This window comes from Nonlabens sp. MIC269, from assembly GCF_001430865.1.
GTDB lineage: Bacteria > Bacteroidota > Bacteroidia > Flavobacteriales > Flavobacteriaceae > Nonlabens > Nonlabens tegetincola.
The window spans coordinates 959,296-985,192 of record NZ_CP011373.1; the positions used below are offsets into that span (position 1 = coordinate 959,296).

A 25,897-nucleotide genomic window follows, 5' to 3' on the forward strand; every position below is an offset into this window, starting at 1 on the left:
CGTGTTGCCTACAATTATGAAAAACCGTATTCTACCATTGATATTCGTATTTTTTTTAACTTTTGGATATGCTCAAAAAGAAATTTATTATCCAGAATACAATTATCAGAATCTCAAAGATGGAACGTATGAAATTAAGAGTTTTTCTAAAGAGTTTTTCAAAAAGGAATTGCCTATTATTAAACCTAATATTGATACTCTAAACCCAAAAGAATATCCGAATTTCCTTAATCCATACAATAAGGAAATTGTACTATTCAAAAATCATGATTTGACTGAATTAAAACCAGTTGGAAAATTAACTGAATTGACTCAAGTTCGTGTCGATTCTATCATTTATAAATACAAGTTTAAAGACTTAACCAATTGTGTGTGGAATAGAATATTAATTGATGATAAATACTATTATACAGACGCTGACATTCACGATTTTTCAATTTCTAAAGATTTAAACAAACTAAATCAAAAACTCAAAATTATTGGACAAAATGACGGTTATGATGGAGTTTACCATGTAGGTTATCCAGAATATTTTTTTATGATTTTTACAGACAATGAAAATAAAGTCATTTATAAGACAAAAGTTCTTGATTTCTATCTCAATGACGAATTCGCAATGGAAGAGGATATTTTGAATTTAAAATGGAATGAAAAGAATAATTCCTATGAAATAACTTTAATTGGAACTGAACAAAAAATCAAAGTTAGTTGGAATGGAAAAACATCTGAAATAAAAAAACTGTAGGCAACACCGTATAAAATTAATTGCTTGTTCTCGCCTACTTCTGAAAATCCTTGCGGATTTTCAGTTTGGTCTATACTTGCAAAATTAACCGCTAAACCACCCAACTCCCCATAGCCAAAACCGTTGCTATTAATTATGAAAACCCTACTTAAATTTATATTTATGCTTCTGATTTTAACTTCATGCAAGTCGAAAAAATCAATGCTTGCGGATTATTCAAAAAGCGCATATGAACCGATTTTATTAATTAAAAAACAAATTGAGAAAATGGAAAACGAATTTAATGTAGAAATAAAAAATAGCCACGGCAGAAATTATATTGTGTACTCAAAAATTGATGTCGGACAAGATAGCGTGCGAATTGAAAATGATATTCATAATAATTTTTACGGAACAAAAAGGGATACAGTTATGACCTTTGTAAAAAATGATTTCATCAAATTGCTTGATACCGAATTATCGCAAGCTGACTCTCAAATACGTATTGCTGGAAATTATCAAGACATTAAAATTATTATAGCGGACTCAACTGAACTGTTTTACACTAGACAAGGGTTAGGAATTATGACGATAATGGAAAAAGGAAAATCGAATATGACAAAATCAAAAAATAACTAATGGTAACAATGTATAACTGCAATTACGGCAGATTCGACTACGTCCGAATCCACTCGGAATTGCTTACGTCTGTGCTAAACCGAAAATTAACGCATATTAACCCGTAACTGATAGTTATACGAAGCCGTTGTTTATAATTAAAAAATCACGTTTCATAAGATAATCTAGATTAAATCATTATATCTTTGATACTATCAAATGATAGTATCAAAGATGAAACCACCTTACGAAATAACATCTTCTATTTTAAAATTAATAACTTCTATTTCAGAGAAAATAGGAGAAGTAAATGCTAATTTATTAAACAGACCTTCACCTAAATTGAGAAAACAGAATAGAATCAAAACTATTCATTCTTCGTTAAAAATAGAAGGAAACACACTTACAGAGGAACAAATTACTGCACTTCTTGAAAACAAACGAGTTATTGGACCTAAAAAAGATGTTATTGAAGTTTTAAATGCAATCAAAATCTATGAAAATCTAAAAGATTACGATCCTTCTAATGAAAAATCTTTTTTAAAAGCACACCAAAACCTAATGCAAGGTTTAATCGAAAATTCTGGAAAATATAGAAATCAAAGTGTCGGAATTGTAAAAGGCTCTAAAGTTGAGCATCTAGCACCACCATTTGAAAATGTGCCATACTTAATGAAAGACCTTTTTGAATATTTGAAAAAATCTGATGAAATTGAGTTAATTAAAAGTTGTGTCTTCCATTACGAAATGGAGTTTATACATCCTTTTTTGGATGGAAATGGTAGAATGGGAAGATTATGGCAAACTTTAATTTTAATGGAAAAATATCCAATATTTGAATTTTTGCCTTTTGAAACTATAATCAGTAATGATCAGGAAAAATATTATCAAGCTTTGGCTGAAAGTGATAAATCTGGAAAATCAACTAAGTTTATTGAATATATGCTTAATGTAATTGACATTTCAATAAGTCAGCTATTAGATTTTAATAATCGGACGTTAAATGAAAAAGATAGATTGGAATATTATGTTTCATTAAATAATATAGAATTTACAAGAAAAGACTATATGGATATTTTTAAACACATTTCTTCAGCAACTGCGAGTAGAGATTTAAAAAAAGGAGTTGAATTAAATTTATTTGAAAAAATAGGAGAAAAAAACAAGACAATCTACCGTTTAAAATAACTAGGTACTACACCATATATAATTTATTGCTAGTTCTCGCCTCCTTCTGAAAATCCTAGCGGATTTTCAGTTTGGTGCGTACTTGCAACGTTAACCGCTAACCCACGCAACTACTCATAGCCGAGACAGTTGCTGGACGATACCTACGGTCGTTCAGGCCATTTCGCTAGCGCTCAATTCTCTCCTGAACTTATAAGTTAGATCCACGCGTGTCTTCCTCTCCCAAACTGAGTTTGCTCGTCGGAGACAAGTCGCTGTAATTTGCTTTTATCTAACTATATTTATAACCTAAACAATTTAACACTAACCAGCGTTACTGGTACCGTCCACAACTTCGGTTATAGCAAATTTGTGCATTCCTCTCATGCCGCTTTAATAAAAGCGCACTCGTCGGATGCAAGAATGGCTACCGGACACTCTAGAATGCTGCGCATTCTGCGTGAACTCGCCATAACCTGTGCGTGTTGGCAATAATTTATGAAAAACATAGTCGGAATTTTAATAGTAGTAACATTTTTACAAAGTTGTTCTAAAAACAATATTAATTCTGACCTACTGGGTAATTGGGAATCAACTAAAAGTGCAAATGTTGTGGAGTTAGAATTCTTCAAGGATTCTCTGATATCCAACGCTTGGGAAAAGACAACAAAATTCTCTTGGAAAAGTGACAGCAGTAAAATTTACTATACTCAACTGACTAATATTAATCCTGAATTAGAAACAGACTTTATAATGGAATATAGACTGAATTCCAGAAAGGATACTCTTTATATAAAAAACTTATATTCTGATTTTACTAATGAATTTGTAAGAAATAATTAACCTTATCAAAAAATCACTTTACATACCAATATTATTCGCTTTCATTCTACTATTATCCTGTGGACAAAATTCAGCTGAAAAAAAATTGAACGGAAAATGGTACGAATTGGAAAACGAAAAAATTAATTGGACTTTTTATCCTGACAGTTTAATAATAACAGCAGACCCATATGACAAAGTAGAATGGCGTGCTACTGACTCAAAAATAGAATTTGATTATCCAACTTTCTATTGGGATTCTTTAGCAAAACCAGTTGATGTTGTTGATAAAATTGTAATTGAATACAAACTTTCTCGTAAAAAAGATACCTTAATCGGAACATTAACAAACCGAAATGGAAAATACGATTTCGGACTAATAAGAATTGAATAAAAAACTATTGCCAACAATGTGTATAATTCATTGCTAGTTATAGCCTACTTACGAAAGTCCTCGCGGACTTTCTATCTGTGATTTATTTGCTAATTTTAGTGCTTTAACCACGCAACGAAATCATACACGTATTCCAAGGTAAAAAACAAGCTTTTAATCAATAATTTGTTGCAGCTATATTAACGAATGGTGTACCTCTTTTGATAACAGCAAAACTGCGTGCTAAAATCTTGTTTCTAACGTTGTTTAATGCTATCATTTTATGCTTCCCTTCTTCGAGTTTACGATGGTAATAATTTCTTAACTCTTGGTCTGATTGAATTGCTGAAACGGCCGCCATACTTAATAAAGTCTTCATCTTCCTATCCCCTATATAATGACTCTGTTTTCTGCGCCGGATAGAGCTGCCCGAACTGTATTCAAATGGAGCTATCCCACAATAACTCGAAAAGCTACGCCAGTTGTTGAATTTCATAAAATTACTGGTATGATACAGCAGTTGACAACTTAGTATCAATCCTACTCCTTTTACCGATCTTAACAAATTATAATTTGTTTGTAAACTATCATCTGTTTCAAGTAGCTCCTTCATACGTCGCTCTATATGTTGGACCTGTTTGTCTATATGCTTGATACTGCGCTCTAGCAGTTTACAGCAACTATCTGTTGACGGACTTGATAACAAGTGCTTTTGCTCTTTTAAAGTCGACTTCAATCCACTGCGATCTCTTACTAATTGATCTCTCAATGACAAAAGTCTTCCTAGTTCCTGAAATTCCTTTGGCTTTATCTTACTAGGCTCCAGTTCTTCTCTATACATCCAACCATATCTGGCAATCATATAAGAGTCTAACTTATCTGTCTTCTCTCTAGTAAGACCGGTACTACGTTTTATACGCATGGGACTTTCTTCTACATAAACCAAGTCCTTTGAGCTTAGAAATACTGAAAGCTTTAGTGAGTAATTACCCGTATTTTCAAAAATGAAAAAATAACTACTAACTTCTAATTGATCAGAAACCCATGATAATAATTGAGCATAACCTTTATCATCATTTGTAAATACAGCATGTTGCTTAACGTGATAAAGAGTTGCATCTAATGTATTTTTTGATACATCGATACCTACTACTTCTCTTACATTTTTCATACTTTTATAAATATTAATGATTATTGATGCTTGGCAACTATTTCCTTTAATGAGCTTTTTAAGCTAGGTATTCCAAGTAGTTCAACTAAGCATCCTACAAGAGACTGAGAGGACTATTACGTGTAATAGGTAATGCCTAAAGACCGTTAGAGTTCTCCTCTCTTCTCTTGTTAAAATTAATAAGGTCAAAGTAAAAGAGACCGTTGTGAGCAATTAAAACCAACATTTCGGCTGAAAACAAAATTTCATCAAAAAACAGCTGATTTTCACTTTGAATTGCAAAACAACATTTGTAATACGATTATTGACTGTCAAATCGAACGACTGAATTTGACTTGAATATAATGTTGGGAACAAACCGAAAAACCAACTTAATTTTGGAGTAGGTACACCAAATAGTATTAATGTAATGAAACAAAAATTACTTATTCTTTTATCAATATTTTCATTAGCTAGTCACGCACAACAATTAGCATTTCAAGATATGGTAGTGTATAATGATAGTCCAAACTCTGCAACTTCAACTTCTCTTGAATACGGTGATATAGATAATGATGGAGACTTAGATTTATTAGTCGCACGAATTAGAATTTCACCTTCTTGTGACGCAAGTGTACATATACAAGAAAATTTAGGAAATGGAACATTTAATAACCAGATACCAATAAGAGTAACTGCTCTTCCTTGCACTGCAAATCTTAACGATGCTAAATTTTTAGACTTTAATAATGATGGTAATTTAGATATCATAATTGCTGAAAATACTGGTAACGCTTTTAGTGATAACACCGAGTTACTGATTTATCAAGGTAATGGCAATGGTAGTTTTTCAAACGCAATTTCTGTGGACACATTTAATACGTCTATTGCGAATTTAAATGTAGCAGATTTTAATGGTGACGGTTATGACGATATAATCAGAACTAGTCCTGTCGGTCCTTCACCAGTAATTTATTATTATGAAAATAATGGAGTTGGAGGATATAACAATAGCGCTATAATGTTTAACGGTAATCCAAACGATGCAGGATTTTCTGACTTAGACATAGTAGACTTAGATAATGATGGATTAATTGATATAGTAGCATCTACATTAAACGTCAATGTTTTTAATCCTGTAGATAGGATAATTTGGCTAAAAGGTGATGGTAATGGTAATATCACGGGATCATCACAAGATTTACTGGTCGTTAATAACCCACGTCCAATCAAAGTTAAAATTGCTGATATCAACAATGATGGAGACTTCGATTTAGTTTATACTTCGAGTGGTAATTCTTTTAATTGGTCTTTGGGTGACAATAACTTAAATTTTTCTACTGAACAAAGCATAAGTAATATCGGGTCAAATTCAATCCCTATAAGGGGTTTATCAAGTGGCGACATAGATCAAGATGGATTTATTGATTTTATAATTGGTGTGTCGCATTGGAGTACAGATCGAATTGATATTCTTAATAATAATTACGGTTCAAGTAATCCTGGGTTCAATCTCAGTAATGTAAGCCAATTACCTGATGAACCCCAAATTGTGAAAGTAGTAGATATCGATAATGATACAGATTTAGATATCCTCTCTCAATCAGAAACAAATGTTGAGTTACTTTGGCATCAAACTTCAATTACTCAATCAAATGGAGTTGATATTTACTTTTCCGAATATATCGAAGGAAGTGGTACTAACAAAGCTCTTGAAATAGCAAACTTTACAGGAGGCAGTGTTGATTTGTCGAATTATTCATTACGATTAGGGTTTAATGGTAATCCTTTTGGAACGGCAATAGATTTTCCCACAGGAGCTATGATTGCGGATAGTGATGTTTATGTAATTGCAAATTCTGGTTTGTCAGCATCCTGTCAACCTGAACAAGATTTTGTGAGTAACCCTGCAACGAATTTTAACGGAAACGACGCTATTGGCTTGTTTAAAAATGGTGTTCTAATTGATATCATCGGGACAGAAGGAAACTCAAGTAATTTTGCACAAAATGTTACACTCGTGCGTGACCCTTCTGTTTCCGAGCCAACTACAACTTTTGATATTAATCAATGGATTACTTATACACAAGATGATTGCTCACGTATAGGTAGCCATACACAAACCTTATCAATCTCAAATTTTGATAATGAGACATTGAAGTTTTATCCAAACCCAACAAATGGAGTAATCAACATTGATAACAATTCTAACATCCAAGAGATAACCATAAGTGATTTAAGTGGTATAAATCACAAAGTTGAATTAGACTCAAACCAAATAGATATCAGTCATTTATCAAGTGGGATTTACTTTTTGAATTTTACGGTGAATGGAAATACTTTAATTAAAAAAATAGTGAAAAAATAACTGCTCACAACAATGGCTATAAGTAATTGCTTGTTCTCGCCTACTTCTGAAAATCCTAGCGGATTTTCAGCTTGGTGTGTGCTTGCTAAGTTAAGTGCTAACCCACGCAACTACTCATAGCCGTATTCCAAGGTAAAAAACAAGCTTTTAATCAATAATTTGTTGCAGCTATATTAACGAATGGTGTACCTCTTTTGATAACAGCAAAACTGCGTGCTAAAATCTTGTTTCTCACGTTGTTTAATGCTATCATTTTATGCTTCCCTTCTTCGAGTTTACGATGGTAATAATTTCTTAATTCTTGGTCTGATTGAATTGCTGAAACGGCCGCCATACTTAATAAAGTCTTCATCTTCCTATCCCCTATATAATGACTCTGTTTTCTACGCCGGATAGAGCTGCCCGAACTGTATTCAAATGGAGCTATCCCACAATAACTCGAAAAGCTACGCCAGTTGTTGAATTTCATAAAATTATTGGTATGATACAGCAGTTGACAACTCAGTATCAATCCTACTCCTTTTACCGATCTTAACAAATTATAATTTGTTTGTATACTATCATCTGTTTCAAGCAGCTCCTTCATACGTCGCTCTATATGTTGGACCTGTTTGTCTATATGCTTGATACTGCGCTCTAGCAGTTTACAGCAACTATCTGTTGACGGACTTGACAACAAGTGCTTTTGCTCTTTTAAAGTCGACTTCAATCCACTGCGATCTCTTACTAATTGATCTCTCAATGACAAAAGTCTTCCTAGTTCCTGAAATTCCTTTGGCTTTATCTTACTAGGCTCCAGTTCTTCTCTATACATCCAACCATATCTGGCAATCATATAAGAGTCTAACTTATCTGTCTTCTCTCTAGTAAGACCGGTACTACGTTTTATACGCATGGGACTTTCTTCTACATAAACCAAGTCCTTTGAGCTTAGAAATACTGAAAGCTTTAGTGAGTAATTACCCGTATTTTCAAAAATGAAAAAATAACTACTAACTTCTAATTGATCAGAAACCCATGATAATAATTGAGCATAACCTTTATCATCATTTGTAAATACCGCATGTTGCTTAACGTGATAAAGAGTTGCATCTAATGTATTTTTTGACACATCGATACCTACTACTTCTCTTACATTTTTCATACTTTTATAAATATTAATGATTATTGATGCTTGGCAACTATTTCCTTTAATGAGCTTTTTAAGCTAGGTATTCCAAGTAGTTCAACTAAGCATCCTACAAGAGATTGAGAGGACTATTACGTGTAATAGGTAATGCCTAAAGACCGTTAGAGTTCTCCTCTCTTCTCTTGTTAAAATTAATAAGGTCAAAGTAAAGGAGACCGTTGTAAGCAATTTAACAAACAAACGAAATGAAAGAAAAAAGAAGTTGGTCAGAGAAACCAATACCAAGTCTCATAATATCAATTTTTGGCTTATTGATGATATTCTTTTCAATAGCCAGTCTTTTGGGACTACCGAGAATACAAATGAATAATACCACAAGCGCAATAGGAATTATATTTGGTCTAATCCTAATGTATCCAGTATTTAAGAAAAAAAAGAAAAAGAATTGAAAATAAAATATCTACTTCTGCCTTTGCTTTTGTTATTAATCTCTTGTAGTGAAAACAAAAATCAATCAAAAGAGGATGAATTTCTGAAAAAGTCATTTAAAGAGAAGAAAAACGAAGGAACAGTACCTAAATATTCAGAAGAATTCGACCCTGAGACTAAAATCTATTCGAATTATGAATATCTTATCACGATTGACGCGCCTGATAACTGGAAAGTAGATTTCGGAACTTCAAAACACAGTATTTTTCGTGGTAATGACCCAGAACTGGCTTTAACTTTTTCATTAGTAGTAGTTGAACCAAATACAGATAAACCTGTAAGAGAAGATGCTTGGGAATTTTACCGAAAAAATAGAATAAAGTTAGATAATCAAGTAAAAACGATTGTCAAAACTCAGATGAACTCTGAAATTGAAAATTATAATGCTGAGAAAAGTTATGTAAAAAATTTTGTGTCCTTAAAACAATCGTACGACCATATCGTGAGAGGTGCTGATGTAGAATACCTTAATCACGTAATTAACCATTCAGTTTATAGAGATGAATATATTTATACAATAACTATTCAAATGCCGAAAATAATCTACGACGAACAGCCGATGTATTTTGAACGATTAGTTAATAAAGTTTCATTTTTGCCAAATCCAGATGATTTTTGATGCCTAACAAACGATAAAACTGCTTACAACACGGGTTATACGCAATTGCTCGGTTCCTACTCGTCCGAAAATTTTTGAGAAATTTTCTACGGTTCGGGTATACTTGAGAAGATAAGGCCAAGACACGCAACTGCGCATAGCCGCATACCGTTGTAGCACATTAATAAAACAATGAGACAAAAATTTCTGATAATATTTATTCTCTTCTTGACTTTGGGTTCTTGCGACTGTCAATACCATTTATCGGGAGTTGTTTTGGACAAATTGACAAAGAAACCTATTGAAAATGTTGCTATAGGGAAAATGGACACAAGCGACCTGAACAACTCATTCAATAGAAAAACAATGACAGGTGAAAATGGAGACTACGAAATTTATGGGTTTGCAGGAAGGTGTAATGAAATAACAATGTTCTTTTCTAAAGACGGTTACGAAACACAAAAAATCATTTTCCCAAATAACTCAACTGATACGATTTTATTGCAACCTACGAACAAACTACAAGCTGCATTATTTGACTACAAGAAAGGCTTTGAAATTTTGGAATTTGAAAAATCCAATGACTATCCTTCCTCTGACAAGAACACAACAGCTTGCATAAATTGGGCTTTAGATAAATTCGAGATAGAAAATATAATTCAGCAATCAAAACCAATTAGTGGACCTGAATGGCACCATTTATTTGGACATTATCCGTGCAGAATTCACGGGAAATTACTGCAAGGTTCAACTAAATTTGAGTATTCAATTAATAGTGGAGCTTGGTTTACAGTAAGTTCACCAGACACGACTTTGATGTTTGGAAGTTTTAAAGAAGAGAATAATAAATATTTTCTTGACTCTGCATGGACAGAAGATGAAATGGAAGAATAAAAAAGCTAACCCCAACAATGAACCTAGCTAAAAACCAAGTGTTTTTTCGATTAGTTTCTATTATAATTTGGATCATGAGGTAATCTTGATTTCACAATTCAAAAGGTTCATTTTCTCGATTCTCACTCCTACTTCATTAGTATGGAATTTAATATATTTGAGAAAACTAATTACTAACCAAACCAACAGTTACAGTACACTCTTGAACACTACGCATTCTGCGTGAACTCGCCATAACCTGTGCGTGTTGGCAATAATTATGAAAAACCTATTTCTAAAGAAAATATTACCTCTGACAATATTGTTGGTTTCATTCAGCTCATATGCTTGTGACTGTGAATGCGAAGGTGATTGTTCTTTTAGCGGAGTAGCAAACGGAATGGAATTCGTTGCTCTCGTGAAAGTGATTGAATACTCTGATTTTCTTGATGAGGAAATAATGGGTTATGACGGAAAAATGCCTTTTTCTATGACAGTTGAAATCATAAAAAAGTATAAAGGAGCTGAATCACGAAAACAAATCAAAATTTGGGGAGATGATGGAGCACAATGTAGACCTTATATTGCGGAATTTGAAATTGGAAATTGTTATTTAATTGCACCAACTCGAATAGAAAAAGATTCTGAACTTGGAAAACAAGACGATTATGATTTTTTCTCTTGTTGGACTGATTATTTGACTGTCGACATTGACAAAGGAATTGTACTCGGAGAATATTCTAAAAAGCGGAATAATATAACGCTGAAAGAATTTGAAAACGAACTGAAAAAATAACTATTGCCAACAATGTATAACCGCAATTACGGCGGATTCGACTACGTCCGAATCCACTCGGAATTGCTAACGTTTTTGCTTAACCGAGAATAACCGCTAATTTAATCCGTAACTGACGATAATACGATACAGTTGTAGCTCATTCCAAAAAACTTAATCCCACTAAAAAAATGGACAGTGAACTTAATTTAAGAGAAATTAAAAAAATTGTTTCATCGATTATATTAACTATTGGGATTTGTGGATTGCTATACAGCCTTCCTTCGTTTCAACATCCAATGTGGAGGAAATTTATGGGTGTTAGTGTATACTTAATTTTTAGCGCTATAATATCCATTTTAGGATTAATAAGTAAAATAATAATCTATAAAAAATATAGTAATAAAAGAAGGCCAAACCTAAGGTGGAAAAAGTCAATTCACCTTTCTATTATTTCTTTAACTTTATTTTTATCCTTATTTATTTTTACAAATCCAACTCCAGGATACGCGCCACATACCTTTGCTTACAATATTCTTTATTCAGCTCCAGTTTTTTGGACTTCATTTGGATTTTCAGTAACTGGTTTGATAATGTTCTTCAAGACAGATACAAAGACACGAAAAAATATAAAATGGATTTTTAAATTAATGCCAATCACTTCAATAACACCTCTTATAATAATTCTGATACGAAATATAGAATATTGGTAAATTCATAATAGAAAAAGTACGCCACCACAACAATGAACTAAGCTAAAAACCCAGCGTTTTAATGACTAGTTTCTAGCAAAATTTGGTTCATAAGGTAATACTAATTTCACTATTCAATAGGCTTGTTTTCTCAATCCTCACTACTACGTTATTAGTATGGAATTTAATATATTTGAGAAAACTAATTACTAACCAAACCGACAGTTACAGTACACTCTTGAACACTACGCATTCTGCGTGAACTCGCCATAACCTGTGCGTGTTAGCTGTCATATAAAACCAACTTTGAAGAATGAAAAAAACAATATACTTTACTGGAGTTAACCATCAAATGAGCCAATTAGAAAAAGCAATTCAAACTGCAACAGTCAAAAGAGACTCTTGGATAGCAGAAAATGAAGCACAAATTGGCAAGGTTGATAATGAAGATATAAAAATAACTCCTTGGAATGGAAATAACGCGTATGTTATGGTAACTATTCAATTCACTTATTACCCTAAATAATATGCAATTAAAATCTGTAGAAATTTATGATTTCAAGTCGATTTCATACGAAAAGTTAGAAATACAATCTAATCAAATTTGTTTAGTTGGTAAAAACGAGAGCGGTAAATCAAGCATCATCTCAGCAATAAGTTATCTGAATATTTTAGAAACAGAATTAGATACATCTTTACTTAACAAAGGTTCTGAAAGGTATCCAAAAGGACTACCGATTATCATTGGAACATTTAAATTAGACAAAAGTGTCTATTCAAAACTATATAAATTAGTAAGTGAATATATATCAAAAGAAGATTTAACAAGCTTAACCAAGCAATCTGAGAACTGTCATTTGCAGATAAAGAGATGGGGAAATGGAATTTCAAATATTTCTATTAGTCTTTTATCAAGCGGTAAGTTTGGATTGAAACTATCTGATAAAATAAATGAATTAGCAAAGTTCTATGATTCATTCTTCAAAGACATTTACCCATCAATAGAATATTTTGAAAATGAAGATTTATTAATTGAACCATCTACTATAGAAGAATTACTTGGAACCGATAATAAATTTGAAACATTCAGAAAATTACTTTTTATAGGTGGTTGTCAAGATTTTAATGACCTAAACAATTCCGATATTGGTTTTGTTACCACATACCTCTCTAATATTGAAACTCAGTTAAATAAAATATTTAAAAAACATTATAAACAAGACCAAAGCATCAATATTAAAATTGTTACTGCTTTTGGAGACAAACTGAATTTAATAATTAGAGATAGTTCAGATAAAAGTTTCTCGATTAACGAAAGAAGTCCAGGTTTCCAATACTATTTTTCATTTTTAGTCAATAAGCTTTATACAAAAAAAATAAGTGGTAATAAAAACAATATCATTTTACTAGATGAACCTGGTCATAGTTTACATCCAAAAGGTGCAAAAGATTTATTAAAATCATTTGATGAGATATCTGAAAGTTCGCAAATATTATATACAACGCATAATCCATTTTTAGCGGTTAGAAATTGTGTTGATTCTCTAATTTTTGTAAATAAGTCAGCTAATGATGGTACAAAAATTAATAAGAAACCATTTTTAAATAAGTATCAGCTTCTGAGAAGAGAACTAGGTATTATGCTTAATGATAGCTTTCTAATTGGAGATATTAATTTAGTTGTTGAGGGAAATACAGAAAAACTTGCTTTTCATCGCTTATTTCAATTTGAAAAGTATAGAGATTTAGAATGGATGAATATTTACAACGCAGACGGTGTCAACAACATCCCACAAGCTATTAATTATTTAGGTAAAAACAACTTAAAGCTATCTGGAATAGCAATACTTGATAGTGATTCAGAAGCAGAAGATGTAAAAAAAGTAAAAGCTTACAAAAACAACATCAAAGAAAATAATTGGGAAGAAGTAGAAATAAATGCTGTTTTTAGCGATCGAAAGACTAGAACCTTTGAAGATTTATTTCCTCAAGACTTATACGTTCAAGCTTATAATAATTATTGTAACTCACTTAAAACACTGGAAGTTTTTGAAAAAGAATTTATTGACTTTGAATTGACAAAAGAAATAGAAACACCAATCGTTAACACTTTATCTGCTCACTTTAAAACATTTTTACCTGAGAATAGTAAGTCAAGTATTACTAAACAAGACGTAATTAGACATTTACTAGATATAATTGATGAAATGCCAGAAAAAGAGCAAACTTCAAAATTGTCAAACGCTTTTAAACTATGTGATAAAATAAAAACTAACTTTTTAAAAATCGAAAAATATGCCAACAACTAAACACAAGATATTTAAAATAAAAGTTAGTGATGATGGTAATTTTACCATTACCAAAACAGTAGAAAATACAATTAATACTTTTTTGTCAGAAGCGAATAACGTTTACGTTAATCATTCAGTTACAACTCTTACTGAGGACATTGAAGAATATGATAACCTTAAAACTGTCTGTAAATATGTCTTGATAAGCATTGTTTATAAAGATTTAGATAGCACTTCATTAAATCTAAAAGGAACATCAAAAAAGATAAAACAAACTGTACAAAAAGAAATTGAATCAGGAAGCCCAATAGATGAACCTAATATTTTGACTGATTTTGATAAAGAAATTATAGAGTTTGAATCGAAAACCGAAAAAGATAATACGCCAGCTAACAATGTATAAAAATAATAGCGGTTTAATCGCTAAAACAAAAATGAAATTTATAAATTTAAGGTCAGTATAAAACCGAAAAGTTAGTGCTTATAAATCCGCTACTATTCTTATACTAGACCGTTGCTGGACGATACTTACGGTCGTTCAGGCCATTTCGCTAGCGCTCAATGCTCTCCTGTTTCTAGCGTTGCTCGTAGTGCCAATTAGCGGGTACTTTTCCACGTTTTCGCGAAAGCGAAAAGAATAGGAAGGAACTAATAGGTTTTGTTATTTGAATGCCTGAGCTAAACTCACTTTACTTGCTTACACAATAAGCAGACTACGGTTTTAGGATTGTATTTTTAAGCGGTTTGATCAAGAGCAATGTGCAAGGGAATGCGCAATGTAATTACGGTACCGGTTTCTACCTGTGTATCTATCGTAAAGGTAGCTCCTATCTTGCTGGCGCGATGCTTCATATTGGATATTCCATTACCGCTGGATACTGTTTCTACTTGAAATCCTGGTCCATGATCCTTGATGGTAAAGATTAATTGATCTTGTTCAATCACCGAGTGTATCTCAATAGCAGTGTGCGCGTATTTTACGGCATTGTTAAGGGCTTCTTGTATTATTCTGAATACGTGCATGCCCATCTCTGAGGTAAAGGTGACACTGGTATCATTGACTAATTGTGTGGTAATGACTGGCTCGTGCTCCTCTAAGGAATTGAAATTTACGACAACGGCATGAATGCGCTCATTTATTTTATCTAGACTGATGTCATTTAAATTCATGGCCCAAATGGTGTCCCTAAGCTCGGCAATGGTGGAACGGGTAAAGGTTCCTAAACCGCTTAATTTATCTTGTATAATAGGTTGGGTATTTTTAAGGGCATAGGCTAGATTGTCTATGGTACTGATGATATAGGTGAGCTGGGAACCTATGTTATCGTGCAGATCTCTGGAGATACGTAAACGTTGTGTTTGTAATTTGTTTTGGGTTTCAATTTTGGCAAGAGCTAGTTCTAGTTGTTTTTCTTTTTTTAATTGGTGGTTTTTAAGTTGTTGCTGTCTGTAAATCACAAATCCTATTAATCCCAGTATAAATAGGGCTGCGATACTGAGGTACAGCATTTGATTTTGCTTTTGGATTTTCAATTGATTTTCGGCAATTACGGCGCGTTGCAAGGTGATTTCTTGCTCTTTTTCGGCGGTTTTGTATTTTTCAAAATAGTCTTGGGCTTGGTCTGACCTGCGTTCGTAATCAAAACTGTCTCTAGCTTGCAATACTTGTGCATAGGAACGAGCGCTTGCTCTATAGTCTTTTAAGCCGGCTTCAATACGTGCTTTGATTTTGTAGGCTTCGGCTGTGTTTTTATAATCGGCTGAGTCTTGTAGGGCGATAGATTCGTTGATGGTCGCAAGGCCTTTCTTGTATTGCTTGTCTAAAAAATACAACTCGGCCAGGACTTGTAAATTGTTTGAGGACAATCTTTTAAATCCAGAGGCTTTGTACATCTCGTCAGCCTTAATCGAGTAATGCAAGGCGCTATCTAGCACATTTTTTCTTCTGTAATCAATGGCTAGGTTTTGATAGGCGATGGCTAGTCCTCGTTTGTCACCAGATTTGATTTTGGCATCGATGGCTTTATAGGTGTAATAGCGCACGCTATCGGGCTGATTTAATTTTGAAAACGCCGTGGCAATATTAGAATAACTCGCTCCTATTCCATAGGAATCCTGACGTTCTATCCTAGATTTTAACGAGCTTTTGTGGTATTCTAGCGCCTCGTCATAGCGACCTAGGTCGTATAAAATTAAACCTATGTTGTTTTGAGCACTGGCCAATCCATAGGTGTTTCCTAATTGTTTAAACAAGGTAGAACTTTGAATAAAGTCTTGCATTGCAGCCTCGAGCTCGGTACGATTCCATTTGACTAATCCTATATTGTTGTAAGCTCCTGCCAGTGAAACCGTATCTTTATTAACACTGGCGATTTTGAGCACTTGGTTATAGAGTTGCAACGCACTGTCTGTTTTACTGATCACGTCGTAGTAAATTCCCTTGCGCATTAAGGATTGAGCGTGCAGGTAATCATGCGGTGGTTGTGTTGTTCTATTGATGGTAGTATCGGCTAGTGCCTTGGCAATTTGCGGTTCTCTATAAACGTACACAAAAAACTGTTTGTGCAAATGAATAATGGCTAAACTATCGTTGGGCTTTGCTGCTGCTAGTTGCAACAAGCTGTCTAGTTTAGTCGGGTTGGATTGTTGTGCGGTGGTTACTCCGGTACTGGTAAGCAACAGGATTATAAAAAGATAGAGCAGTCTTTTCATGTGCTATATGATATTGTGTTTACGAGCTTTACTTACCGCTTCTAACTTACTGTGTACTTGTAGTTTTTTGTAGATATTTTCAATATGCTTGCGCACTGTACTGGGTGAAAGAATCAGGTTTTTTGCAATTACAGTATAGGATAAACCGCTAGCTAATTGTTCTAGTACTTGTTGTTCTCTTTCGCTTAAAGCGAAATCCTCCTTGTGCTCACTTAGATTATTAAGTTGTTCTGGTGAACGTAATAGTTTTAAGGTTTTTAAGGCTATCGCTGGATTCATTGCTGCGCCACCGTTTAAGGTTTGTAGGATTCCTGCATGTAATTTATCGGGATCAACATCCTTGAGTAAGTAACCGTCGGCGCCAGCTCTTATCGCGTTGAATATATTGCTGTCGTTGTCAAAGACCGTAAGCATTACTATTTTTATCTGAGGATAACGCTGTTTTACGAGTTGTGTAGCTTCAATGCCATCCATTACGGGCATTTCTATATCCATAAGGATAAGGTCTATCCGACTATTTTGCTCGAGTTTTTCTAATAAATCCTTACCGTTTGTCGCGGTTAACCGCACCTGTATGTCTTCAAAAAAGCTAAGCTTTTCCTTTACAGCGTGAATTAAAAAGCTGTTATCATCTACTATGGCGGTTCTTATTTTCACTACACTTTAAATATACTAATTTTTACCAGCGGTTATACGCATCCTTACATAAGGCAATTAAAAAGTTATTTTGCAACCTGGCCTGATCCAGCAACTTAGACTTTGCTTTCAATTGTTTGTACAGGGATTTACGCCATGCGTTTTCTAATAAAAACAAGGCGATTACTAGGATACTCACGCAACAAACAAGACAGATTAAACTCATAGGAATGTACCTGGCTTTACCGGCTATCAAAACTATTTTCACAATCATAGCATCAAATAAATGTTGAATATCCTAGGTAGTTCACTCCAATTGCAATGATTATCAGGAACCAAACCAACTTGTCTAAATACTCATTTTGCTTCCTCCTATCTTTTGACTTCGCTTGGTATAAATACGATGTGATTAAAAGTAGGAATCCTATAACTAGAAAAGGAATACTGGTTATTAATGCTAGATAAAACAACCATACATAACCCATAACTGCACTCCAAATTACCATACCCAAACTAATCGTTCTTAAAAGCAATACCTTATTCTTGGGCTGGCTGGTTGTTGTGTAAATCAATACAGGAATAGACAACGAGCTTATCAGGCCCAAAACGATTAAAACAGATATCAAACTACTCGTTTTTAATTACCTCTAAAGAACGTTTTACATTAAAAGTTTCATCACAAATATGGAACTGCACACTCTCGTCTTTAAATATTTCAATTTGTGAAATAATACTCATTGCGTTCAAGGCATAATCCATGGAAGTATCAGAATAATAAGTGGGATCAGTAACCATTTTAAGATTAATGATGCTGTCTTTTATAACTTGAAAACTCACAGTGCCATTCTTGCCGTACTCCAGGCTATCTAACAACACCGACAAGCTTTGAGCTTGATTCTTTAATTCATTGGGCTTGTAGTATACTTCTACTCCACCGGTTTGCACCTTGGGACCATAACCGTTCAAGTCACATGAAGTAGTGAGTACAACTAGAAAAATAACGAGTATAAAATTTCTCATGATATTAAATTCAATGAATCAAAATTGACTTAATACCTGTGATTATTCAATAAGGCAATTGACTTATTCAAGTTTAAGGATGTGACACACGAGCTTGTAAAAATTCATACAGTACTCTGGATTGAGGCTCGGCCTTTTTTTTACCCAACCTACCCAATACGTAAAAGGCAATCCATAATAACACTATTACAACCATGCCTATCACAGGAAGTCTAGTAGAGGCACCGACAACGACATTGGTATAACACCATATAGCAGCAGCCAGAAAACAACCAGCTAGTACAAAATGTAGGAACATAAAAAAGGTCCAGGCAGTCGGATTGGGACCAAAGGTTCCCTTTAGCAAGGTTTGATTATCGTAGGTTTCTTCTGATTCAATATGAAGATGCGGTGACCAGAAGTGTCTCTCTTCTTTATTGATCTTGATAAAGATATGACCGTCTAAAATTGAAGTATAGATGGTAGATGCTGTTCCTGGTGTAGTTTGTAATCGCTCTATAACTTCAGTAACAGACATGGGAACAACAAGCTTAAACCTGGGACGTAAAACAACTTCATTTTGTAATTTCATTGTATTGATACTGAATAGCCTAACTAAGTTACACAATTTTACATCATCAAAATCCAAAATGGAGTTTATCCGCCTAAAGGCATACTTTTTGTATCTTTGTCACTATGAAATTGATCTATCAAATAAAAGCTGTTTTTTTAGCTTTACTTGTCCTTGCTTCTACGCAAGGATTAGTGATTGATCAACATTTTTGTGGTAGTTTTCTAGTCGATACTGCCGTTAATCATCAGGCTGACTCGTGTGGAATGGATTCCATGGAAAAGTCAGGTTGTTGTTCTAACGAACAAATTGTAGTTGAAGGTCAGGACGAATTACAGCTGCAAGTAGCAACGTCCTTGGACTTTCAATTTATCTTGCCTAGTCTAGAACATTCCTATGATTTCATCTATCAAGCACCCTTAGTTGAACAAAAGACAGCGCTAGGTTTTCTAGAGGAATCACCGCCATGGAAACGGCACGACCTCATCATACTACACGATCAATTTTTGATTTAAAGTACCGGTTTTTAAAACTAAAATTTTAAAAATCAGCTCATTACTTTAAATTAATCATACAATGAAAAACATCATTTTAGGAGGTTTTATCTTGTTGTCTAGTTATCTAACTACAGCACAAGGACCACCTATAACTGCCGATAAACCTATCATGTTAGGCGGCAAAAGCTTTACAACAAAAACACTAATTGAATACCGACAAACTGAGCGTGGATCTGTTCTATACGCTCCAGTCATGTTGCATTATTTACCTACGGCAAACTCACTGGTAGCGCTGCATGTACCCTTTACCATTTATGATCTACAAGATCAATCGGGCAATGGCCTAGCAGATTTAAAAATCATGGGGAAATATCAATTCTATCGTAAGGATGGAACTGGTAAAACCTGGCGTATGGTTGCCAAAACATTACAAACGCTTCCTACAGGTAAGGAAATTGATGTAATGGATATAAGCACAGGTAAATATGCTGGTTATTACGGTATCGTATCTGGAATCGAGACCTTAAAATACGGCATCAGTACCGAGGTTGGTTACAACTGGATGCCAGATGGTACACTGGATGAAATGCGAGCAAAACTAGGTTTTGGTTTGCCCTTATTAAAGCCACAGTATCCCAATAAACAACTCAATCTATATTTTGAATACAGCAGCCATTGGTTGCACGAGCGCGATTGGTACCAGCTACTCTATGCGCAAGGTATTCAATACGCTCGCAAGAACATCACTTTTGACCTAGCAGTACAGCTGCCTTTGGTTCAGGAAATTGATGATAATCGAGCCCTTAATTACTCTGTGTTTTTAGGAACACGTTACACTTTTTAAAAAAATAATATGAAAAATAGCATTTATATACTTAGCATTTTAATTGGTTTGTTCGCTTTCGCGAAAGCGGAATCACAAAACAACCAAGAACGAGATACTTTTGAAATTCAAGTCGACGGATTAGGATGTCCTTTCTGTGCCTATGGCCTTGAGAAAAAGTTCAAGGAATTCAAAGGGATAAAAGATGTCGCCATCGATATTGAAACAGGAGATTTTAGTTTCACCTATCCAGCAGAAAAATCACTAAGCATGCAAGCCGTAATCAAACAAGTTGAAAAAGCAGGTTATACACCCAATCTTGCCACTATTACAAGAGCAAATGGCGATGTAGAAACCAATGCAAGCAACAATAATGAAGTCGCCAGCACATCATTACAAGAAAATAAATTGTGGGTAAACGGAAAATGCGGTATGTGTAAGGCCAGAATTGAAAAAGCAGTGTCTAACCTACCTGGTGTTGCAAGCGCTACTTGGGACGTGGACAGTAAAAAACTTACTTATTCTCACGATGGCAGTACTACCGTCAATCAGGTGGAACAAAAGGTAGCCCAAGTAGGTCATGATACGAAAAACACCAAAGCCAGTGATCAAGTATACGATCAACTACCTGGATGTTGTCATTATAAAAGAGTTCAATAATGAAATTGATATACGTTTTACTTTCGGTAGTTTTACTAGGCTGTTCACAACAACCTGTAGAGACGGAATGGACCTATGAAAAAAGCATAAGTCTAGATGGAATTAACCCTATAGGACTAGTTAGCGACGATGATCAATACATATTGAGTGATGGCGACCACAATCGAGTGGTTAAGGTTGACCATACAGGTGAAATTACCCAAACAATAGGTGATTTTGAACGTCCCATGCACTTGGACTATGTCAAAGACAAATCAACTCAACGATTGTTTATACCAGAGTACGGGAAAGATTCTATTGCTGTGATAGAAGGAACAAATAAAAGTTACCTTTCTATTACCGATTCCCTAGATGCACCTGCATCCATAAGTATGTTTAAGGATGAAATTGCCATTGCCGATTTTTACAACCATCGCGTATTGTACTTTTCAAACGGTACATGGCAATCATTAGGTAGTGAAGGGAAAAAGCTAGGACAATTCTACTATCCTACAGATGTTCAAATAATGGAAAACTACCTGTACATCGCCGATGCCTATAACGATCGTGCCCAAGTGTGGACTAAAAATGGGGAACCGGTGATGGAAATAGGTATGAACGACAATCTAAAAGCAGCAACGGGTATTCACGTTACCGCAACCGAGTTATTTTTAACAGACTTTGAAAACGATAGAATCCTTATTTATGATAGAATGGGTGATCTTAAACAGATTATTGAAAAAGGTATTGACAAACCTACTGATGTAATTCAAAACGATGACGAACTTATCATTGCCAATTATCGCAAGGGAGAACTCGTTTTTTACAAAAAAACAGCTATCAAAAGAAAACAATAATGAAACAAATCATTCATATTGAAGGTATGACCTGCAATGGTTGTCGCAGCGATGTTGAACAACAATTGCAGGGAATCCCTGCTGTAAAAACAGCAAGCGTATCACTATCAGAAAAAGAAGGTACTCTTGAGGTAGAAAACTACATCGAGATTGAGGAGTTGCAACACCACCTTGCTGAAAAATATACGATAAGTAAAAAGTCAGATCGTATCGCTCAAGAATTGCCTAACGACGAACCCAGCAAACTACAGCAATTAAAACCTTTGTTTCTCATTCTTTTTTATATCAGCACCGCAAGCCTGCTGTTGCATAAAGACGCTTGGGATATAAAAGCAATCATGCTAGATTTCATGGGGCTTTTCCTGATTGTTTTCAGCTTTTTTAAACTGTTAGATTTAAAAGGATTTCCAGTTAGTTTTAGCATGTACGATCCACTTGCACGAGTAATTCCTGCTTACGGTTGGATTTATCCTTTTATTGAAACCGCACTCGGTCTCATGTTCTTATTAAGGTTTAATACAAACATCGCTATTTTAATAACCCTGGTTATTTTGTCCATAACCACAGGTGGAGTAGTTCAAACATTGCTCAACAAAAGAAAAATTCAATGTGCTTGTTTGGGAACTGCCTTAAAACTACCTATGACTGAAGCTACTTTTATTGAAAACGCCATAATGATCGTCATGGGAACGGCAATGCTTTTATTATAGCCTTAACGACTATACTGGGTTTCATGTGTACCTTTATCCCACTATAAGACATGAAACAAATCCTTTTTATCCTATTACTTTTTAGCGTTTTAAAAAGTATAGCTCAAGTAAATCAAGCACAGGTTCAACCTTTAGATACGGTCGCTCTTAAGGTGACTAGAATTGATAAAAACCCAGATCAAGTAACTGCTAGTTTTTCTAGAGTTCGCTTTCGCGAAAGCGCCCTAAATCAACAGCAATTATCATTGCAAGAATATCTTAATCAATTGAATGGGGTTTTTAGTCTGAACGCCAATAATTATGCACAAGATTTAAGGATAAGCATACGAGGCTTTGGCTCGAGAAGTGCGTTTGGAATACGCGGGATAAAATTAGTAGTTGATGGTATTCCTGAAACTACTCCTGATGGACAAGGGCAAATTGATAATTTACCTCTAGGGATTATTGATAATATCGCTGTTTTAAGAGGATCATCTAGTGCCTTGTACGGTAATGCTAGCGGTGGAGTTATAAGCGTAAATTCGATAGACGACTTTAAAAAAGATTTTGTAGAAATAGGACTTACGGCAGGATCCTATAACATGCTACAATCTCAAGTAACTGCTGGTTTTAAAACAGAAGCTTCACGTTATTTAATACACGCTAATCAAATCACAACCGATGGATATCGGGATCAAAGTGGTTTTGAGAATTACTTGTTCAACTATAGATCGTTTCATGATCTTTCAAAAAATACCCAGCTTAATTTCCAATTGAACTATGCAAATAGTCCCGAAGCAGAAGATCCGGGCAGTCTAAATGCAGAAGCTATTTCTATAGACCGCAGGCAAGCACGTGATCGTAACCTATTATTTGAAACTCAGGAAGCAGTCCAGCAAGTTAAAATAGGAACAAGTTTGGAGCATCAAACAGGTAATTGGACGTTCAACGGTTATGGGTTTTACAGCTATAGAGACTTTGAAGCTAGATTGCCTTTTGAATTTGGTGGAACGATTGATTTAAACAGAAACTATTTTGGAGTTGGAGTTAATACGACTAGAGTTTCTAAAAAGGAACATCTTTCATTCAAACAACAATTAGGAATAGACTACGGTTATCAAAATGATGCCCGACGCCGTTTTGAAAATCTGGAAGGTGAACGCGGCACCGAAACACTTAATCAAAACGAAAAATTTAGCGGTTTAGGATTTTTCTATTTGCAAGATTATGAATGGAAAAAATGGACGGTAAATGCTGGCGTGCGCTATGACATAAATGAATTAAGTGTGAGCGATGAATTTGAATCTGATGGAATCAATAACGATGACATTACAATCAATCAAATCAGTTTAAATGCAGGTGCAGCTTATAAATTAAATGACAAGAATCAATTCTATGCTACTGTATCCAACAGTTATGAAACACCAGTATTAAGTGAGTTGAGTGCAAACCCAGAGGATGATGGCGGCTTTAATCAAAATCTAGAGGCTCAACAGGCATTAAATTTTGAAATAGGCTATCGTGGTAAATTCGAAAAATTAAAGTTGACTTCTACTCTATTCTACACCTTTACTACCGATGATATTGTTCCTTTTGAACTGCAGGACTTTCCAGATAGAACGTTCTTTAGAAATGCCGGTAGCAGTGAAAGAATAGGAACTGAAATTGCTACTCAATACCGTTTTAACCCTACTTGGAGTGCTGGACTTACTTACAATTTCTCCTACTTCACCTATCAAGACTATGAGCTACCTAATAGTGATTTTTCAGGAAACAATTTACCTGCCATTCCCAGACATCTGGCTCAACTCATGATTACTTATACCAAAGACAGTTTCAATCTTACCATGAGCGCTCAATACCGTGATCAAATGTTTACAAACGATGCAAACAGCACCGTAGAACCAGAAGTAATCATAGGTCAACTACGTGGATCTTACAAGTTTCAATTATCCGGAGTAAGCCTTACTCCATTTGCAGGAATAAATAATTTATTTGACCAAAACTACAACGACAACATACGTATCAACGCCTTTGGAGGCAGGTATTTTGAACCAGCTCCAGGCATTAATACTTATGCAGGATTGAGAGTAAGGTTTTAATCTTGTGAAGAATTTAGTATTTGTTACTAGCAGCATTTAGTAATCAGACCTGAAGATTTCCTTATTTATTACTACAATCTTATCTATAGCATCTAAAGTCCAGCCTTATCGAAATACTGTATTAAAAAAAGCCCATGAAACATAAGTATCATGGGCTTTGTTATTAAAAATTTACTATTCTATAAAAACTTCAGAATAAATAAATCTATTACTTCTATAACGATGAGTATAATGATGATCCACTCCAACCTACTGCTTTCATTATGAAACATAATCTCTTTAAAAAGATCCAGGTTTTCCTTGACAATATCCAACTGTTGCTTGATGATTCTATAACGTTCTTGTACGTCAAATGCTTTTTTAAGAGCATTATTGATGTCGTTTAAATTTTCATCGTCCCAAACCTCATCCGGTGAATCAAAAATATAAAGATGCTCACTGATATCATTTTTAATATTAAGAACTCCACCTATATACTTCTTGAGCTTCTTCCCTTTTATTTGAAGTCTTCCATCACGTTCTAGTAAGGACGTGTGTTTTTTAGTCTCCATTAAAAGATCTTCAGCCTTACTGGCGTAGGTTGAAAGCGCTACAGATTGTGACAAATGCAACATAACCATTCTTATCTTTTGAGGATCATCGTCAATTAAATCTAACTGATTGTAGTGCAATTGTAATCGCTCCTTAAAAAGCTCAAGTTGAAAAGAATCACTGTTTTCTTCCTGGTATCCATACCAATTACTAGCCTGTTTCTGGACTAATTGTAATTGTTCTGTTATTCTATGAAAATCACTGGTTGAACATACTACTCCATAACTTAATACTTGTAAATATTCACCAGATTCTGTTTTTATAAACAGCTCATCCTTTACAGAATTGAGCTGTCTACCACTTAAACTAAGACTTAATTCCTTTAAGTCTATTTGATCTGCTACATGACAGGCAGTAATTTTCATTCTAAATTAAAAGTCAACTTCTGGTTGAAAGTCAGCATCTTCATTTTCTGGAAGCATGCTGTCCTCACTGTCATCAAGTTCATTAGTAACGTCTTCCTCTTCAACATCACTCTCATAGGCTTCCATAGCTGTTTGAAGTCTTTTACTGATTTTAACTAGATAAATGGTATCGTGCGTGCGCACCTCAACACAATCTACCCATTCATAATCCTTATTTCTAAAACTTATAATATCCCTATCATCATACCCATCTGGATATCTGTCTACAAGTAATTGTAATACTTGATCATTGAGTTTTTTATAATCTATAATAACTCGTTTGAAAGAAATAGCGTCTTGTTTCATGA

27 protein-coding genes are annotated in these 25,897 nt (G+C 34.3%); 19 read left to right on the forward strand and 8 right to left on the reverse strand.

Translation table 11 applies throughout. The features are described 5' to 3' along the window. Positions 1 to 4: 4 nt before the first annotated feature. The 5 genes from AAT17_RS04485 (at position 5) to AAT17_RS04505 (ending at position 3,725) form a co-directional block, all read left to right on the forward strand. The gene (locus AAT17_RS04485; RefSeq protein ID WP_157539225.1) at positions 5 to 745 is read left to right on the forward strand and encodes a hypothetical protein; all 741 of its coding nucleotides are present in this window, start codon (positions 5 to 7) and stop codon (positions 743 to 745) included. A 135-nt stretch (positions 746 to 880) separates the two neighbouring features. Further along, complete coding sequence (locus AAT17_RS04490; RefSeq protein ID WP_157539226.1) at positions 881 to 1,363, forward strand: hypothetical protein; 483 nt, start codon at positions 881 to 883, stop codon at positions 1,361 to 1,363. Between the two features lie 213 nt (positions 1,364 to 1,576). Beyond that, on the forward strand, positions 1,577 to 2,530 hold the full coding sequence (locus AAT17_RS04495) for a Fic family protein (RefSeq protein ID WP_060523073.1): 954 nt from the start codon (positions 1,577 to 1,579) through the stop codon (positions 2,528 to 2,530). A gap of 477 nt (positions 2,531 to 3,007) precedes the next feature. Continuing rightward, positions 3,008 to 3,352 (forward strand): hypothetical protein, encoded by a 345-nt coding sequence (locus AAT17_RS04500; RefSeq protein WP_060523074.1) that lies wholly within the window; start codon positions 3,008 to 3,010, stop codon positions 3,350 to 3,352. A 106-nt stretch (positions 3,353 to 3,458) separates the two neighbouring features. Further along, the gene (locus AAT17_RS04505) at positions 3,459 to 3,725 is read left to right on the forward strand and encodes a hypothetical protein (RefSeq protein ID WP_157539227.1); all 267 of its coding nucleotides are present in this window, start codon (positions 3,459 to 3,461) and stop codon (positions 3,723 to 3,725) included. Positions 3,726 to 3,882: 157 nt separating this feature from the next. Here the strand turns inward: AAT17_RS04505 and AAT17_RS04510 are convergent, their stop codons facing one another. Beyond that, positions 3,883 to 4,875 carry an IS110 family transposase gene (locus AAT17_RS04510; protein WP_060522439.1) on the reverse strand — a complete coding sequence of 331 codons (993 nt, stop codon included), beginning with the start codon at positions 4,873 to 4,875 and terminating at the stop codon, positions 3,883 to 3,885. A 409-nt stretch (positions 4,876 to 5,284) separates the two neighbouring features. Here AAT17_RS04510 and AAT17_RS04515 point away from each other — a divergent pair, with 409 nt between their 5' ends. After that, on the forward strand, positions 5,285 to 7,222 hold the full coding sequence (locus tag AAT17_RS04515) for an FG-GAP-like repeat-containing protein (protein ID WP_060523076.1): 1,938 nt from the start codon (positions 5,285 to 5,287) through the stop codon (positions 7,220 to 7,222). A 151-nt stretch (positions 7,223 to 7,373) separates the two neighbouring features. Here AAT17_RS04515 and AAT17_RS04520 read toward each other — a convergent pair whose 3' ends face one another. Next, positions 7,374 to 8,366 (reverse strand): IS110 family transposase, encoded by a 993-nt coding sequence (locus tag AAT17_RS04520; protein WP_060523077.1) that lies wholly within the window; start codon positions 8,364 to 8,366, stop codon positions 7,374 to 7,376. Positions 8,367 to 8,823: 457 nt separating this feature from the next. On the opposite strand from AAT17_RS04520, the gene AAT17_RS04530 reads away from it, so the two are divergent. From AAT17_RS04530 to AAT17_RS04560, 7 genes are all read left to right on the forward strand, one after another. Beyond that, on the forward strand, positions 8,824 to 9,459 hold the full coding sequence (locus AAT17_RS04530; RefSeq protein ID WP_157539228.1) for a hypothetical protein: 636 nt from the start codon (positions 8,824 to 8,826) through the stop codon (positions 9,457 to 9,459). Between the two features lie 171 nt (positions 9,460 to 9,630). Further along, the gene (locus AAT17_RS04535) at positions 9,631 to 10,332 is read left to right on the forward strand and encodes a hypothetical protein (protein WP_060523080.1); all 702 of its coding nucleotides are present in this window, start codon (positions 9,631 to 9,633) and stop codon (positions 10,330 to 10,332) included. Between the two features lie 259 nt (positions 10,333 to 10,591). After that, positions 10,592 to 11,107: a hypothetical protein gene (locus tag AAT17_RS04540; RefSeq protein WP_060523081.1), complete on the forward strand. Its 516-nt coding sequence runs from the start codon at positions 10,592 to 10,594 to the stop codon at positions 11,105 to 11,107. A 170-nt stretch (positions 11,108 to 11,277) separates the two neighbouring features. Further along, positions 11,278 to 11,799, forward strand: coding sequence for a hypothetical protein (locus AAT17_RS04545; RefSeq protein ID WP_060523082.1), 522 nt, complete (start codon positions 11,278 to 11,280; stop codon positions 11,797 to 11,799). Positions 11,800 to 12,091: 292 nt separating this feature from the next. Next, complete coding sequence (locus tag AAT17_RS04550; protein WP_060523083.1) at positions 12,092 to 12,304, forward strand: hypothetical protein; 213 nt, start codon at positions 12,092 to 12,094, stop codon at positions 12,302 to 12,304. A 1-nt stretch (position 12,305) separates the two neighbouring features. Then, on the forward strand, positions 12,306 to 14,087 hold the full coding sequence (locus AAT17_RS04555) for an ATP-dependent endonuclease (protein ID WP_060523084.1): 1,782 nt from the start codon (positions 12,306 to 12,308) through the stop codon (positions 14,085 to 14,087). Beyond that, positions 14,074 to 14,472 carry a hypothetical protein gene (locus tag AAT17_RS04560; protein ID WP_060523085.1) on the forward strand — a complete coding sequence of 133 codons (399 nt, stop codon included), beginning with the start codon at positions 14,074 to 14,076 and terminating at the stop codon, positions 14,470 to 14,472. The genes AAT17_RS04555 and AAT17_RS04560 overlap by 14 nt, the downstream gene beginning before the upstream one ends. 332 nt (positions 14,473 to 14,804) lie before the next feature. On the opposite strand, the gene AAT17_RS04565 is transcribed toward AAT17_RS04560, so the two are convergent. The 4 genes from AAT17_RS04565 to AAT17_RS04585 all read right to left on the reverse strand — a co-directional run bounded on the left by AAT17_RS04565 (position 14,805) and on the right by AAT17_RS04585 (position 19,008). Further along, positions 14,805 to 16,781, reverse strand: coding sequence for a sensor histidine kinase (locus AAT17_RS04565; RefSeq protein WP_082586901.1), 1,977 nt, complete (start codon positions 16,779 to 16,781; stop codon positions 14,805 to 14,807). A 3-nt stretch (positions 16,782 to 16,784) separates the two neighbouring features. Further along, on the reverse strand, positions 16,785 to 17,438 hold the full coding sequence (locus tag AAT17_RS04570; RefSeq protein ID WP_060523087.1) for a response regulator transcription factor: 654 nt from the start codon (positions 17,436 to 17,438) through the stop codon (positions 16,785 to 16,787). A gap of 606 nt (positions 17,439 to 18,044) precedes the next feature. Beyond that, positions 18,045 to 18,437, reverse strand: coding sequence for a hypothetical protein (locus AAT17_RS04580; RefSeq protein ID WP_060523089.1), 393 nt, complete (start codon positions 18,435 to 18,437; stop codon positions 18,045 to 18,047). A gap of 73 nt (positions 18,438 to 18,510) precedes the next feature. Then, entirely contained in the window at positions 18,511 to 19,008 is a 498-nt protein-coding gene (locus AAT17_RS04585) for a GTP-binding protein (protein WP_157539229.1), read from the reverse strand. A 104-nt stretch (positions 19,009 to 19,112) separates the two neighbouring features. Here AAT17_RS04585 and AAT17_RS04590 point away from each other — a divergent pair, with 104 nt between their 5' ends. From AAT17_RS04590 to AAT17_RS04615, 6 genes are all read left to right on the forward strand, one after another. Further along, the gene (locus tag AAT17_RS04590) at positions 19,113 to 19,502 is read left to right on the forward strand and encodes a hypothetical protein (protein WP_060523091.1); all 390 of its coding nucleotides are present in this window, start codon (positions 19,113 to 19,115) and stop codon (positions 19,500 to 19,502) included. Positions 19,503 to 19,563: 61 nt separating this feature from the next. Continuing rightward, complete coding sequence (locus AAT17_RS04595) at positions 19,564 to 20,328, forward strand: hypothetical protein (RefSeq protein ID WP_060523092.1); 765 nt, start codon at positions 19,564 to 19,566, stop codon at positions 20,326 to 20,328. 9 nt (positions 20,329 to 20,337) lie between these two features. Continuing rightward, entirely contained in the window at positions 20,338 to 20,967 is a 630-nt protein-coding gene (locus AAT17_RS04600) for a heavy-metal-associated domain-containing protein (protein ID WP_060523093.1), read from the forward strand. Further along, positions 20,967 to 21,803 carry an NHL repeat-containing protein gene (locus AAT17_RS04605; RefSeq protein ID WP_060523094.1) on the forward strand — a complete coding sequence of 279 codons (837 nt, stop codon included), beginning with the start codon at positions 20,967 to 20,969 and terminating at the stop codon, positions 21,801 to 21,803. Before AAT17_RS04600 ends, AAT17_RS04605 begins: the two co-directional genes overlap by 1 nt. Beyond that, positions 21,803 to 22,513: a heavy metal-associated domain-containing protein gene (locus AAT17_RS04610; RefSeq protein WP_060523095.1), complete on the forward strand. Its 711-nt coding sequence runs from the start codon at positions 21,803 to 21,805 to the stop codon at positions 22,511 to 22,513. The genes AAT17_RS04605 and AAT17_RS04610 overlap by 1 nt, the downstream gene beginning before the upstream one ends. Before the next feature lie 50 nt (positions 22,514 to 22,563). Beyond that, positions 22,564 to 24,594 (forward strand): TonB-dependent receptor, encoded by a 2,031-nt coding sequence (locus AAT17_RS04615; protein ID WP_060523096.1) that lies wholly within the window; start codon positions 22,564 to 22,566, stop codon positions 24,592 to 24,594. A 179-nt stretch (positions 24,595 to 24,773) separates the two neighbouring features. Here the strand turns inward: AAT17_RS04615 and AAT17_RS13070 are convergent, their stop codons facing one another. Continuing rightward, complete coding sequence (locus AAT17_RS13070; protein ID WP_082586902.1) at positions 24,774 to 25,550, reverse strand: RMD1 family protein; 777 nt, start codon at positions 25,548 to 25,550, stop codon at positions 24,774 to 24,776. 6 nt (positions 25,551 to 25,556) lie between these two features. Beyond that, positions 25,557 to 25,895 (reverse strand): hypothetical protein, encoded by a 339-nt coding sequence (locus tag AAT17_RS04625; RefSeq protein WP_060523097.1) that lies wholly within the window; start codon positions 25,893 to 25,895, stop codon positions 25,557 to 25,559. Positions 25,896 to 25,897 lie beyond the last annotated feature (2 nt).